Source organism: Sulfitobacter brevis (assembly GCF_900112755.1).
GTDB classification, from domain to species: Bacteria; Pseudomonadota; Alphaproteobacteria; order Rhodobacterales; family Rhodobacteraceae; genus Sulfitobacter; species Sulfitobacter brevis.
In genome coordinates, this window is sequence record NZ_FOMW01000010.1 from 181,026 (window position 1) to 194,145 (window position 13,120).

13 protein-coding genes are annotated in these 13,120 nt (G+C 57.2%); 4 read left to right on the forward strand and 9 right to left on the reverse strand.

All coding sequences use genetic code 11. From position 1 onward, the window contains the following. Positions 1-138 precede the first annotated feature (138 nt). Both BM174_RS14830 and BM174_RS14835 read right to left on the reverse strand, forming a co-directional pair. On the reverse strand, positions 139-1,134 hold the full coding sequence (locus BM174_RS14830) for a DUF2793 domain-containing protein (RefSeq protein WP_093924625.1): 996 nt from the start codon (positions 1,132-1,134) through the stop codon (positions 139-141). A 420-nt stretch (positions 1,135-1,554) separates the two neighbouring features. After that, positions 1,555-2,430 (reverse strand): 3-hydroxybutyryl-CoA dehydrogenase, encoded by an 876-nt coding sequence (locus BM174_RS14835; protein ID WP_093924626.1) that lies wholly within the window; start codon positions 2,428-2,430, stop codon positions 1,555-1,557. A gap of 160 nt (positions 2,431-2,590) precedes the next feature. On the opposite strand from BM174_RS14835, the gene BM174_RS14840 reads away from it, so the two are divergent. Continuing rightward, complete coding sequence (locus tag BM174_RS14840; RefSeq protein WP_093924627.1) at positions 2,591-3,424, forward strand: DUF6473 family protein; 834 nt, start codon at positions 2,591-2,593, stop codon at positions 3,422-3,424. 156 nt (positions 3,425-3,580) lie between these two features. Here BM174_RS14840 and BM174_RS14845 read toward each other — a convergent pair whose 3' ends face one another. The 6 genes from BM174_RS14845 to BM174_RS14870 form a co-directional block, all read right to left on the reverse strand. Then, on the reverse strand, positions 3,581-4,507 hold the full coding sequence (locus BM174_RS14845) for an electron transfer flavoprotein subunit alpha/FixB family protein (RefSeq protein ID WP_093924628.1): 927 nt from the start codon (positions 4,505-4,507) through the stop codon (positions 3,581-3,583). Further along, positions 4,507-5,265 carry an electron transfer flavoprotein subunit beta/FixA family protein gene (locus BM174_RS14850; RefSeq protein ID WP_093924629.1) on the reverse strand — a complete coding sequence of 253 codons (759 nt, stop codon included), beginning with the start codon at positions 5,263-5,265 and terminating at the stop codon, positions 4,507-4,509. The genes BM174_RS14845 and BM174_RS14850 overlap by 1 nt, the downstream gene beginning before the upstream one ends. 171 nt (positions 5,266-5,436) lie before the next feature. After that, on the reverse strand, positions 5,437-6,009 hold the full coding sequence (locus BM174_RS14855) for a cob(I)yrinic acid a,c-diamide adenosyltransferase (RefSeq protein ID WP_093924630.1): 573 nt from the start codon (positions 6,007-6,009) through the stop codon (positions 5,437-5,439). Beyond that, positions 6,009-6,215 carry a twin transmembrane helix small protein gene (locus BM174_RS14860; protein WP_093924631.1) on the reverse strand — a complete coding sequence of 69 codons (207 nt, stop codon included), beginning with the start codon at positions 6,213-6,215 and terminating at the stop codon, positions 6,009-6,011. The genes BM174_RS14855 and BM174_RS14860 overlap by 1 nt, the downstream gene beginning before the upstream one ends. Before the next feature lie 57 nt (positions 6,216-6,272). Next, a complete protein-coding gene (locus BM174_RS14865; RefSeq protein WP_093924632.1) occupies positions 6,273-7,100 on the reverse strand; it encodes an SDR family NAD(P)-dependent oxidoreductase in 828 nt (275 codons plus the stop codon). A 140-nt stretch (positions 7,101-7,240) separates the two neighbouring features. Continuing rightward, positions 7,241-7,861 carry an SH3 domain-containing protein gene (locus BM174_RS14870; protein ID WP_093924633.1) on the reverse strand — a complete coding sequence of 207 codons (621 nt, stop codon included), beginning with the start codon at positions 7,859-7,861 and terminating at the stop codon, positions 7,241-7,243. 215 nt (positions 7,862-8,076) lie between these two features. Between BM174_RS14870 and parC the strand changes: the two genes are divergently transcribed. Beyond that, on the forward strand, positions 8,077-10,380 hold the full coding sequence (parC, locus tag BM174_RS14875) for a DNA topoisomerase IV subunit A (protein ID WP_093924634.1): 2,304 nt from the start codon (positions 8,077-8,079) through the stop codon (positions 10,378-10,380). On the opposite strand, the gene BM174_RS14880 is transcribed toward parC, so the two are convergent. Continuing rightward, a complete protein-coding gene (locus BM174_RS14880) occupies positions 10,373-11,761 on the reverse strand; it encodes a cytochrome P450 (protein WP_093924635.1) in 1,389 nt (462 codons plus the stop codon). The genes parC and BM174_RS14880 overlap by 8 nt on opposite strands. Positions 11,762-11,884: 123 nt before the next feature. On the opposite strand from BM174_RS14880, the gene BM174_RS14885 reads away from it, so the two are divergent. Together BM174_RS14885 and BM174_RS14890 are read left to right on the forward strand one after the other, a co-directional pair. Continuing rightward, positions 11,885-12,475 (forward strand): hypothetical protein, encoded by a 591-nt coding sequence (locus BM174_RS14885; RefSeq protein ID WP_245766385.1) that lies wholly within the window; start codon positions 11,885-11,887, stop codon positions 12,473-12,475. Positions 12,476-12,595: 120 nt separating this feature from the next. Next, positions 12,596-13,120, forward strand: a 525-nt coding sequence (locus tag BM174_RS14890) for a GTP-binding protein (RefSeq protein ID WP_143092462.1), incomplete at its 3' end; no start/stop codon positions are given.

Below are 13,120 nucleotides of genomic sequence, written 5' to 3' on the forward strand. Positions count from 1 at the left end.
ATACAGGCCTGAACGCACCGCTGGGAAGACGATACTATCTTTTGGCAAAGCACGTTTCATCTGCGTGGAAGGGTGCAGGGGAAACCGCAGGCCTGTTTAATTTGAACAGCTTGACCGTTCCGTTTTAACAAACTCAGATCACGAGATATTTCTAAAGCCGTTAATGTACGAGATGCTGAATTGCCTCGTTCCAGAAGACTGGTACCGATTTTCCACGTAAAGGCCGTCATTTGCCCTTGCAGAAACAGATACCTTGCCGGACGGTCCCGTCGCCCCTGTGAGCGTGGCCACACCCATATTAGTCATCGCCCCGCCAACCCATACAGTCAAAAGCTGTGCTGATGCTCCGACATCGTAAACGAAAATTCCACTAGCAGAACCTTGTGGATAGGTCTGGTCAACGATCGACAAGATCATCATCCCTCCAGCTGTCGGGGGATGGATGACTAGAAAGTCATCGTAATCCACCAGAAACTGTGCGCTGTCAAAGCCGGAAGGGACGCTCGTTATTCCTGTAGCGGCATCAGTGGCCAATGCTGTTTTAAACGAAGCACCATCTGCGCTAACTTTAACGGAGAAATCGTCGCTACCTGCCGTCCCCATTTCGGCGCGACCGGAGAATCCTGTCTGAAATAGGAGACTGGCGGTATCGCCCGCATCAGCCTTGTTTACTTTTAGCTGGTGGCCCGCCCCTGTGTGCGTCAGCAAAGTGGCATCTGCTGCGACGCTTAGCCTGTTTGTTGGGTCAGCTGTCGTGTTCACGCCAATCTCATCAATGTTTTGCAACGGCCCCTGTGCGGGTGAGATCCAAGTAACCCCGTCAAACCGCAAAGTAGTGCCAGTTGCAAGAACATCGGCCCGCCAACCCGCAATGGGTGTGAAGAACACCCATTGGCCGTCCGTATGTAATGCTACGTTGTTTTCCTTACCTGCCCAAGCTCCGGTCGGTGCCGGACCTACGATAAAGCGCACCCCCAAGGCGGGGCTAGCAGGTGGGGTTGAGAGAGGTACATCAGCGACGGCCAACTGCACGATGGCATCAAGTTGCCTCAATGCCTCATTGTGCGTGACGTGTTTTTGAGCTTGAGCGGGCTGTATGTAGGGCAATGACAGAATTTGCGATATTTGCGACATCAAGTATCCTTAAAAAAGGTTTCATCGATCTTTCTCTCAACCGATAGGGTCCAAGTCATGTCGGAAACATCGCAGGCTCACGTAAACTGCCGGTGAACCTAGCGAGCGCAACGCCACAGATCTGCGCAACAGTGAAACTCCTCAAAGGATTGGGGACATTGAGCCAAAAAGACTGAACTGCACGGTAGGCTGAGCGTGAGAAAAAGTTTCAAATTGCAGGCCACGCACATCTCACGCCGCAAACTTTGACCAGTTGCGGATGTGCCGAGCGACAGGACGCCAAAACTAAGTGGAATCGATCTGAGGATTTTCGAAAAAACGTACCCTTCAGGCGCGCCAATTGGCTTGGTTCGCATTCTGCATGAAATTCGAAAAATTCATGTGGTTCAGGCCTTCTCCCGCGGCTCCCGCTGCCTCAATTCAACGCGTCGGTACAGGCACGTCGCCGCGATAGTCATAAAACCCGCGCTGGGTTTTGCGCCCGAGCCAACCTGCCTCAACGTATTTCGTCAAAAGCGGGCAGGGCCGATATTTCGTATCCGCGAGCCCGTCGTGCAAGACGTTCATAATCGCCAGACAGGTATCGAGTCCGATGAAGTCGGCCAGTTCAAGCGGCCCCATTGGATGGTTCGCGCCGAGTTTCATCGAATCGTCGATAGATTTAACCGAACCGACGCCTTCATAGAGCGTATAAACTGCCTCGTTGATCATCGGCATCAGAATGCGATTAACGATAAATGCAGGGAAATCTTCGGCGCTCGCGGCGGTCTTATTTAGTCGTTCGACGACTTCTTTGCAAGCGTTATAGGTCGGCTCATCCGTCGCGATTCCACGGATCAACTCGACAAGCTGCATGATCGGCACGGGGTTCATGAAGTGGAAACCCATAAACTTTTCAGGTCGATCAGTGCGGCTTGCCAGTCGCGTGATCGAGATAGACGAGGTGTTGGATGTCAGAATTGTTTCGGGTTTCAGATGCGGCAGCAAATCTTCAAATATCGCCTGTTTTACGGTTTCCCGCTCGGTCGCCGATTCAATGATCAGATCACAGTCGCCAAGATCAGACAGCTTTTGCGTGGTAGTAATTTGGGCTAGTGCATTTTTATGCTCGTCTTCGGTAATTTTACCGCGGCTCACCTGACGCTCCAGATTGCCGGACATCACGATCATCGCTTTTTCCAGCGCATCGGCACTCACGTCGGTCAACAGGACATCGTACCCTGCCAATGCCATCACATGGGCAATTCCGTTGCCCATTTGACCGGCACCGACGATACCGACTTTCTGGATATTCATGGCTGCGTCCTTTGCTGATTTCCGCCCCACAATAGGGTGCCAAAGGGAACCGCCGCAAGGGCAGGGTTTGTCGAAATATTTCCACGAATTGCCCCCTTAACCGAATCGCAATCCCCGGCGTCGCAATTTGCCCTTGGGGGACAGAACAAAGGTGGGCGAAATGACCTATGACGTACTGGGGCCGGGGGGCCTTGACTATCTACCGTGTCGGTATGGCGCGTCGAAATTACTGTTCCGCGGGCCGCTTCGCGAACTGACGGAACCCTATATCGCTTTTATCGGGGGGACAGAAACCTACGGCAAATTTATAAGAACCCCGTTTCCCGCACTGATCGAGGACCAGCTGGGGCGGACCGCTGTCAACTTCGGAGTACCCAATGCAGGCATTGACGTTTTCACGCTGGAGCCGACGGTGCTGAATGCTACGGCTGATGCACAAGTCACGGTGGTGCAGGTGATGGGCGCGCAGAACAACTCCAACAGATACTACTCTGTCCATCCGCGTCGAAATGACCGCTTTACCTCGGCGTCTAACATTCTGAAGGCCATCTACCCGGAAGTTGATTTTGCTGACTTTCACTTTACTCGGCATTTGATCAATCGCTTGGCGAACGTCTCGCCGGGGCGCTTTGTCAAAGTAAGGGCCGAACTTCAAACAGCTTGGGTCGCGCGGATGAGCCAGCTTCTCAATTCTATCCGCGGGCCGACGATCCTGTTGTGGTTTGCAGATCATCCACCGTTGGTGGAAGCTGACGTGCTGCACAACGCCCTGCGCCATGACCCGCTGTTTGTCACGCGCGAGATGCTTGATCGCGTGGCTGTCCACGCGTCTGAGCTGGTCGAGGTCGTCTGTTCGGCAGAGGCTGCAAATGCAGGCACGGCTGGTATGGTTTTCAGCGATCTGGAGGAGCCGGCCGCGCAGCATATGAAAGGCCCGGCTGCCCATGCGGAAGTCCAGCGCGCATTGGTGGAGGCGATTGAAGGATTGGTTTAACGGGCGGATATACCGGTAGTCGGCGCATGTTCTGGCGGCGCACAGCAGCAGGAAGATCCGCGATTTCCCCCAGCTTTAATTCAAGGAAAAAGGGCCTGTCATATACTGACAGGCCCCTAATAAATTTCACATTACAGGCTCAATGCTGATGTGTGTTTACAGCTTTTCGATCAGCTCTGGCACTGCTTCGAACAGATCGGCAACCAAGCCAAAGTCTGCGACCTGAAAGATGGGGGCTTCCTCATCCTTGTTGATCGCCACAATGATCTTGGAGTCTTTCATGCCTGCAAGGTGCTGGATCGCGCCAGAAATGCCGACAGCGACGTAAAGCGCTGGTGCGACAACTTTGCCGGTCTGGCCAACCTGCCAGTCGTTCGGCGCATAGCCGGAATCGACTGCGGCCCGCGAGGCGCCGACAGCGGCGCCGAGCTTGTCCGCCAGCTTTTCGATCAACGCGAAGTCTGCTTCAGAGCCAACGCCACGCCCACCGGAAACAACTACACCAGCTGATGTAAGCTCGGGGCGGTCGCTTGCTGCGACCTTGTCTTCGACCCACTCCGACAAGCCTGGATTTTCAGCCGCGCTAATGGTTTCGATCGAGGCTGAACCGCCTTCGCCAGCGGCATCGAAGGTCGATGTCCGGAAAGTGATGACCTTCTTGGCGTCTTTCGAGCGCACAGTCTGAACCGCGTTACCCGCATAGATCGGACGTTCGAACGTATCCGCATCCACAACGCCGGAAGCGTCGGAGATGATCTGCACGTCCAGCAAAGCCGCAACACGGGGCATCACGTTTTTCGCATCGGTCGTGGCAGGTGCAACGATGTGGTCGTAATCGCCCGCAAGTGAAACGATCAACGCGGCAGTTGCCTCCGCCAGACGGTGGCCCAAGGAAGCATCCTCGGCGACCAGCACCTTGGACACGCCATCGATCTTGGCAGCCGCTTCGCCCGCCGCAGCGGCAGAACCGCCCGCAGCCAGCACAGTTACTTCACCCAATTGCTTGGCAGCAGTCACGGCCTTTGCGGTCGCATCCATTGCCAGTTCGCCATCGGTCACTTCTGCAAGGAGAAGAACAGCCATTACACAGCCCCCACTTCTTTAAGTTTCGCTACCAGCTCATCGACAGAGCCGACCTTGATACCAGCGGCGCGGGCTTCGGGCTCGACCGTTTTAACGATCTCAAGACGGTTGGATACGTCGACGCCGTAATCTTCGGGCGTCTTCTCATCCATCGGCTTTTTCTTGGCCTTCATGATGTTGGGTAGCGAGGCATAGCGCGGCTCGTTGAGGCGCAGATCGACTGTCACAACTGTCGGCATGGTGACCTTGATGGTCTGCAAGCCGCCGTCGACTTCGCGCGTCACGACAGCATGGTCGCCTTCGATGGTCACTTCGGAAGCAAAACTCGCTTGTGACCAACCGAGCAGCGCCGCCAGCATCTGGCCCGTGGCGTTCATGTCGTTGTCGATCGCCTGCTTGCCCGTCAGCACGAGGCCGGGCTTTTCTTCGTCGACAATCGCCTTGAGGATTTTGGCGACGGCCAGCGGCTCGATGTCATTGTGCACGTCATCGGTTGCTACGACCAGAATGGCGCGGTCTGCGCCCATCGCCAGTGCGGTCCGCAGGGTTTCCTGCGCCTGCTTGACGCCAATGGAAACCACGACGACTTCATCGGCCTGACCGGCTTCTTTCAGGCGGATCGCCTGTTCGACCGAAATCTCGTCAAACGGGTTCATCGACATTTTCACATTGGCGAGATCAACACCCGATCCGTCCGCTTTGACACGTACTTTCACGTTGTAATCGATCACGCGTTTGACAGGTACCAGCACCTTCATGAACGTTCCTCTCTTTGGTTACGACTCACCCTTGCGGGCGGATCACTTTCAATCTCCTGTGCGGGTGTAGCGAAAGCGTACACGCGGAAACAGGGCAAAATCGGCACAACATGGGATAACGACGCCGCGTTTCGCTATGTTAGCGCAGAACAATTTCCGATCGCTCACACCTCAGCGATTGGCCCCCGGCACCCAAAGGACATCGTCCTTGCCACCGTTGTTGGCCATCCGTGCCGCGACAAAAAACCAGTCGCTCAGACGGTTGAGGTAAAGGATCGCGGTTATGTTGACGGTTTCAGCCTCGGCGAGCCTGACGGTCAGGCGCTCGGCACGCCGTGCGACGGTGCGGCAGACATGCAGGCGCGCCGCCAGTTTCTTGCCGCCGGGCAAGATAAAACTGCGCAGCGGCTCCAACTGGCCGGTCATTATGTCGATCTCTTGCTCTAACCGGTCAATTTGCTGTTGGACCATGCGCAAGGGGGGGGATTCGGCATCCTGATCGGCGTCATTGTCAGGGCGGCACAGGTCCGCACCCAGATCAAACAGATCATTTTGGATGCGCGCTAGGGCCACATCGGTTTCTTTTCTAGATTTCAGCCGCGCCACACCGACAAAGGCATTCAGCTCGTCAACGGTACCGTAAGCCTCAACCCGGGCCGCGTCTTTCGCCACGCGGTCGCCATTGCCAAGCGCCGTCGTGCCATCATCGCCCGAGCGGGTGTAAATTTTGTTAAGAACAACCATCAGCCAGTTCCCTTGCGCAGCCAGACATAGGCGACGATCAGCACGACAGCGATAAACTGTGCGATGATGCGCCAGCGCATGAGCTTGTTCGAGTTACGTTTGTTAAAGGCACCACCGCCGGCAAAACCGCCAAGCCCGAAGAGCAGTACCACCACAACGGCAAGCACGGCGATGACAACTATGAAAAAGAGCGGATCATCAAACATCGGATTTCCTTTGTGTCGCTCAGAGATGTAGCGGGCGAGGCCACCAGCGCAACCATTTTAACGCCCCAGCACCCAGTCGAGCGCGCGGGTGGGCAGGATGCGGCGCAATATACCGGCGATCCGCGTCGGGGTTGTGACATAATATCGCGGGCGCGGGCGGGGCGATTCAACTGCGTGAATCAGCTTGGCCGTGACTGCCGAGGCGGGCAACTCGAACCGGTCGGGGCCGTCGGAGGTATATAGCCGTTTGAGCAGATCGGCCTCGTATTGCGCCCTCCGCGGGGCATTTTTCCAATCAATCCAGCGCTCGAAATGGGGGATCGAGTTCTGGCGGATCTTTGAGGTAACGGGGCCGGGTTCGATCAACACAAAATGGATATTGGTGTCGCGCATTTCGATCCGCAGCGTGTCGGTCAGCCCTTCGACCGCGAATTTGGTCGAAACGTAGGCCCCGCGCCACGGCATTGCCACCAGCCCGAGCACCGATGAGCATTGGATAATGCGGCCTTGCCCTTGCGCACGCATCACCGGCAAAACCGCGCGGGTCAGGCTGTGCCACCCAAAGAAATTACTCTCGAATATCTCGCGTAGGGCTTGGGTGGGAAGGTCTTCTACTGCGCCGGGGGTGGCATGGGCGCCGTTGTTAAACACCGCGTCCAACGTGCCGCCGGTGGCTGCGAGAACCGAGTCCAGCCCCGTTTGAATTGTTGCCTCATCGGCATAATCTATCAAAGGAGAAGTGAACCCTTCAGTCTCTAACCGTGCGCAATCCTCCGGTTTGCGGCAGGAGGCGAAAACGCGCCATCCGCGATTACGCAAATCATGCGCGGCGCGGTACCCGATGCCACTGGAGCAGCCTGTGATGAGTATGGATTTTGCAGTCAAAGTGGTTCTCCCCTATCCGGCCCTTTCATCGCGTGCAGCCCAAGCGATAGCAATGAGCATCGGCGCCCCGATGACAAAAAGGCGACCCGAAGGCCGCCTTGAATACTCTTTAATATCGCTACCCGGGGGAGATCGGGTGATTAGCCGTTGGAGAGCAGGAAGTCTGCCATCCAGCCATCTTGGCCGCCATTGAGGGGGCGCATGTGGACCCAGCCATTTGCCTCTTCGATAATCTCGACGGGCTCTCCGCGGGACAGTTGTGTCACGACGCCGTGGTCGGTGCCAGGACCGCCGCGAACATTAACCAGATCGCCGGCTACGGTGCGAATGTCACCTTGGCCTACATTCATGCTGGCCTTTTGCACGAAGGCGGCGGTGTTGTTCGACGCGATCAGGCTCGGAATGATCGTTGGCGTTGTCGGTGCGACCCACTGTGGCTCGCTGCTGGCTTTAGAGGCGGAAACTGGCTCCGACTGACGCAAAACCGCTTGCTGAACCATCGGTGTTGCATCGTTTTGAACAGTGTTGTTCGAGGCTACTTTATACGAAACCCGCTTCACGTTCACTTCGGAATTAACCGACTTGACCGAAGCTGCCTTTGCAGGTGCCGCTGCGGCAATTACGGCAGGCTGAGTCTGCGTCGATTTCGTCGCTTCGGCCTGTGCCAGACGGACACTCGCCGGCTGAAAATCGCCGCCGCCGCTCATCTCGTAGAACGCCCAACCCAGAAACCCAAATGAGAGCAGAATAAACTTTGCCATGATACCAGTCCTTTAACTTTCCCCGTTGGAATCATAACCCCCAACTGCCCTGTTGGTTCATTTCCAAATCACCTTTTGTTGCAAAAAGATTTTTTTCTGGTTGACGTAAGCGAAAAATATTGAGTGCGCAGTGGGCGCTCAAATGCTGTCTCCGGGGTGCGCTGCAAAACGCAATGATGCTTGCTGCGCAGACGCCGCTTGGCTACTAAGCCTGCATGTCAGACATTACCGATCCTCCCGTTATCGACCCGCGAAATCCGTCAGAGCCGCTGCGCATCGCGCTTGGTGAGCGGTATTTGACCTATGCGCTGAGCACCATCATGCACCGCGCATTGCCTGATGCCCGCGACGGGTTGAAGCCGGTCCATCGCCGCATTCTGTATGCGATGCGCGAGTTGCGATTGGCGTCGAATGGCGGTTTCCGCAAGTCCGCGAAAATCAGCGGCGATGTGATGGGTAACTACCACCCGCATGGTGATGCGGCGATCTATGACGCGATGGCGCGTTTGGCGCAGGACTTTAACGTCCGCTATCCGCTGGTCGATGGTCAGGGTAACTTTGGCAATATCGACGGCGATAACCCTGCTGCATCCCGCTATACCGAAGCCCGGATGACTGCTGTGGCCGAGGCCATGCTGGAAGGGTTGAACGAGAACGCAGTCGATTTTCGCGAGAATTATGACGGAACGCTGACCGAACCTGTGGTGCTGCCCGCGCAGTTTCCCAACTTGCTCGCCAATGGCTCAAGCGGAATCGCGGTCGGCATGGCGACAAATATTCCGCCGCATAACATCGCCGAGCTGTGCGACGCCTGTATCCATCTGATCAAAACGCCCGATGCCCGCGACGACACCTTGCTCAACTATGTGCCCGGTCCCGATTTCCCGACCGGCGGTATCATCGTCGAGCCGCCCGAGAATATTGCGGCGGCGTATCGTACCGGCAAGGGCGGCTTCCGGCTGCGCGCGCGCTGGCAGGTTGAGGATTTGGGCCGGGGTCTGTGGCAGATCGTGGTCACCGAAATTCCCTATCAGGTGCAGAAATCCAAGCTGATCGAAAAGATCGCCGAGCTGATCCAGACCAAAAAAATTCCGATTCTGGGCGATGTCCGTGACGAATCCGCCGAAGACGTGCGGCTGATCATTGAGCCGCGCTCCAAAAACGTCGATCCCGATGTGTTGATGGGTATGCTGTATCGTACCTCTGATCTTGAGGTGCGTTTCTCGCTCAACATGAATGTGTTGATCGACGGGCTGACGCCCAAGGTCTGCTCGATGAAGGAGGTGCTGCGCGCCTTCCTTGATCACCGCCGCGAAGTTCTGCAGCGTCGCTCTGCGCACCGTGTCGAAAAGATCGATCACCGGCTTGAAGTGCTCGAAGGCTTTATTATCGCCTTTTTGAACCTTGATCGGGTGATCGACATTATCCGCTATGACGAAGACCCCAAAGCCGCGTTGATGCGCGAGGACTGGGGCAAGGACCACGTCCGAGCGATGAACGAGAAAGACTACGTCTCGCCGCTGGCTGGCGAGGGCGAGCTTTCCGATGTGCAGGCCGATGCGATCCTCAACATGCGTCTGCGGTCGTTGCGCCGTCTCGAAGAGCTTGAGTTGCTGCGCGAACAATCGGCCTTGATGGAAGAGCGGGCAGGGCTTGAAGATCTGCTGGAGAACGATGACCGGCAGTGGGACAGCATCGCCGACCAGTTGCGCGCGACGAAAAAGCAGTTTGGCCGTGATTGGGCCGGCGGCGCACGGCGCACCACCTTTGCCGAGGCTGGCGTGGTCGAGGACGTGCCGCTGGAAGCAATGATCGACCGCGAGCCGATCACAGTTGTCTGTTCGCAGATGGGCTGGATCAGATCGATGACCGGCCATATCGATCTGACCCGCGAGTTGAAATTCAAGGACGGGGACGGCCCGCTGTTTACCTTCCACGCTGAAACCACGGACCGGTTGCTGGTTTTCGGCTCGAACGGGCGCTTCTATACCCTATCCGCCTCCAACCTGCCCGGTGGGCGGGGCATGGGCGAGCCATTGCGTTTGATGGTGGACCTGCCCAATGAGGCACAGATTGTATCACTGTTTATTCACAAACCCGGGCGCAAACTGCTGGTGGCCTCTACTGCGGGCGATGGTTTTGTCGTGCCCGAAGACGAAGTGTTGGCGCAGACCCGAAGCGGTAAGCAGGTGCTGAACGTGCGCGGCGATGTGCGTGCGCTAGTCTGTCATACTGTGACTGGTGATAGCGTGGCGACCGTGGGTGAAAACCGCAAAGTCCTGGTATTTGCCCTTGAAGAGCTGCCCGAAATGGGGCGCGGCAAGGGTGTGCGGCTGCAAAAATACAAAGACGGTGGGCTGTCGGATGCGATCACCTTTGAAAGTGTAACGGGCCTGACCTGGTTAGATCCGGCCGGGCGCACGCGCACCGAAACCACTCTGGACGAGTGGGTTGGCAAGCGCGCCTCTGCCGGACGCATGGCACCGCGCGGCTTCCCAAGGGACAACAAGTTTAACTGACGGGATTGGTGTCTGGTGCGAGGGGGGCGAGAGGCTCTGCCTTAAGCCAGACACCGCCTTCGGGCCGCAGAGTCAGGATCATCACCGGCTTCGGCTGTTTGCCTTCCACAGGGGTGAGTTTGAACTGCCCAAGCAGAGTGGCGAGGATAATCACCGCCTCCTGAATCGCGAATGACGCCCCTATGCAGATGCGTGGGCCATCGCCAAAGGGCAGGTAGGCGTAGCGGTCAATTGCCTTACGATCCGCAAAACGGTCGGGCCGGAAGGCGTCAGGGTCCTCCCACAGCAGCTTGTTGCGGCCAAGGGCATAGATCGGGATCATCACCGTGTCGCCGGGGCGCACTTCGCGTCCGCACAGGGTGTCGGGTTTTTGCGCGGTCCGGGATATGATGCCCGCAGGCGGGTATAGCCGCAGCGCTTCGTCAATGATCATCCGGATAAATGGCAGGTTCTCTACATCTGCGCCCGTGGCGGTGCGGCCCTGTAGAACGTCCTGCACCTCGGCGCGGGCGCGGTCCTGCACGGCAGGGTCAAACGCCACAAGGTACAGCGACCATGCCAGTGTCAGCGCCGTTGTCTCATGCCCCGCGACGATGAAGGTCAGCAGATTATCACGCAACTCGGCCGTGGACATCTTGCGCTTGGTCTTAGGGTCCTCACCCTCCAGTAACAGGTCAAGCAAATCAGGCACGCCGTCATGCCCTCGTGCGCCCCGCGCGGTGATCGCGCTATCGGCCAGCGCCTTCATATCCTTGAGTGCTGGCCCAGACATGATCCGGCCGGGGCGGGGGACCCAATCGGGAAAACCGAGAATATCAAACAGGCTGATCTTGCCCGCTTCGGCCATGTAGTCGTCAATCGCGCTGTGCACCTTGTCGCGGTCAAAGGTGTCGCCGCCGGAGAAGGTAACCCCCGCAATCACGTCGAAAGTAGTGGTGACCATTTCCTCCAGCAAATCGACCGCCCGCGGGCCTGCAGCGGCGATACGGTCCACGGCGCGATCTGCGGCACCCGACATGATCGGAGCGAGGTTGCTGACATTGCGATGGGAGAAAACCGGTGCTGCGGCGCGACGCTGCCAGCGCCAGTGCGCACCTTCGGCGATAAAAAGCGAATCTCCGATTGCCGGCTTTAACAAGCTCTTTGTCGCGCGGGATTTCGGGTAGCTGTCGACCTCCTCCAGCAAGATTCGACGGATCGCGGTGGGGTCCATCACCATATGCCAGCGCAGGCCGGTCTTGCCGGACACCATCGGCTGCGTGGTCGCAATTTCGGGGATGATGCTGAGCACGTTACGGCGCGCCATTCGCAGACTTTTGAAGATCCCCCAAGGCTCGGTCACCAGCGGCACGCGGGCGGGATAGAGGACGGCATCGGTCATCGGGGCGCTCCTTTGCCATCAATCTAGGGGCGTGGGGGCGTGATGCCAATGTGGCATTTGATTGCACCTCAAAGGTCCTTAGGCTATCGCCAAGGCGATGTAATTGCCGTTGGGAGCCGGTCGATGATCCGAGTTATTGCTGTTTTGATGTCTGTTGCGATGCTGGCCGCCTGCAATGGGGCTGCAGATCTGAACAAGGCCGCTGTCCCGCTGGGCGACTTTAACTTGGTTCACAACATTGCAGTTGCTCCCAAAGCGCAGATGGGCCCGCTGAGCCGCAAGGCCAGCGCCGAGATGCTGACCAAAGCACTCACTGATGCCACTGAGGAGCGCTTTGGCCGCTATGACGGCACGCGCAGCTATCACTTCGGGATGAGCATCGAAGGTTATGTACTGGCCCAGCCCGGTATCCCGCTGGTGTTCGCGCCCAAATCGATCCTGATCGTGAACCTCACGGTTTGGGATGATGCGCTGAACAAAAAGCTCAACGACAAGCCACACCAGATCACCGTGCTGGAATCGTTCGATCAAGGGCCTGTGGTCGGTTCGGGCTACACCAAGTCCGCCGAAGAGCAGTTGAAAAATCTCAGCCAGAATGCCGCCAAATCGATCGAGCGGTATCTGGTGAAGATGAACAAAGAAGAAGGCTGGTTCAACGGGGCGGTGTCTACGGCGAAAAGGGCACCTGATCGCGCAGATGTCGCAGCGGAATGAGACCATAAGATCAGATACGGGACAAGTGCCGCTTGATTTTACCAGCCAGACCCAATACATCGCCCGCCAGATAGGGTACGGGTCCTGTTTCCGGGGCCCCTCAATACAAAGGGCGCCACCATGGCAAAGGCAAAGTTTGAACGTAACAAACCACACGTCAACATCGGCACAATCGGCCACGTTGACCACGGTAAGACGACGCTGACGGCGGCGATCACCAAGTATTTTGGTGACTTCAAAGCGTATGACCAGATTGATGGCGCGCCCGAAGAAAAAGCCCGCGGCATCACAATCTCGACCGCGCACGTGGAATATGAGACCGAAGCGCGCCACTATGCGCACGTCGATTGCCCCGGCCACGCTGACTATGTGAAGAACATGATCACCGGTGCGGCGCAGATGGACGGCGCGATCCTGGTTGTGAACGCTGCTGACGGCCCGATGCCACAGACCCGCGAGCACATCTTGCTGGGCCGCCAGGTGGGTATCCCCACAATGGTTGTCTACATGAACAAAGTGGACCAGGTTGACGACGAAGAGCTGCTGGAACTGGTGGAAATGGAAATCCGCGAGTTGCTGAGCAAGTACGAGTATCCTGGCGACGATATGCCAGTGGTTCCCGGCTCGGCCCTGCACGCGATGAAC

Bases quoted from the DNA above. Each gene is read 5' to 3' on its own strand.
- BM174_RS14840 (WP_093924627.1), top strand. From the start codon at position 2,591: ATGACCTATGACGTACTGGGGCCGGGGGGCCTTGACTATCTACCGTGT.
- BM174_RS14870 (WP_093924633.1), bottom strand. From the start codon at position 7,861: ATGGCAAAGTTTATTCTGCTCTCATTTGGGTTTCTGGGTTGGGCGTTC.
- parC (WP_093924634.1), top strand. From the start codon at position 8,077: ATGTCAGACATTACCGATCCTCCCGTTATCGACCCGCGAAATCCGTCA.
- BM174_RS14880 (WP_093924635.1), bottom strand. From the start codon at position 11,761: ATGACCGATGCCGTCCTCTATCCCGCCCGCGTGCCGCTGGTGACCGAG.
- BM174_RS14830 (WP_093924625.1), bottom strand. From the start codon at position 1,134: ATGTCGCAAATATCGCAAATTCTGTCATTGCCCTACATACAGCCCGCT.
- BM174_RS14885 (WP_245766385.1), top strand. From the start codon at position 11,885: ATGATCCGAGTTATTGCTGTTTTGATGTCTGTTGCGATGCTGGCCGCC.
- BM174_RS14845 (WP_093924628.1), bottom strand. From the start codon at position 4,507: ATGGCTGTTCTTCTCCTTGCAGAAGTGACCGATGGCGAACTGGCAATG.
- BM174_RS14850 (WP_093924629.1), bottom strand. From the start codon at position 5,265: ATGAAGGTGCTGGTACCTGTCAAACGCGTGATCGATTACAACGTGAAA.
- BM174_RS14835 (WP_093924626.1), bottom strand. From the start codon at position 2,430: ATGAATATCCAGAAAGTCGGTATCGTCGGTGCCGGTCAAATGGGCAAC.
- BM174_RS14860 (WP_093924631.1), bottom strand. From the start codon at position 6,215: ATGTTTGATGATCCGCTCTTTTTCATAGTTGTCATCGCCGTGCTTGCC.
- BM174_RS14855 (WP_093924630.1), bottom strand. From the start codon at position 6,009: ATGGTTGTTCTTAACAAAATTTACACCCGCTCGGGCGATGATGGCACG.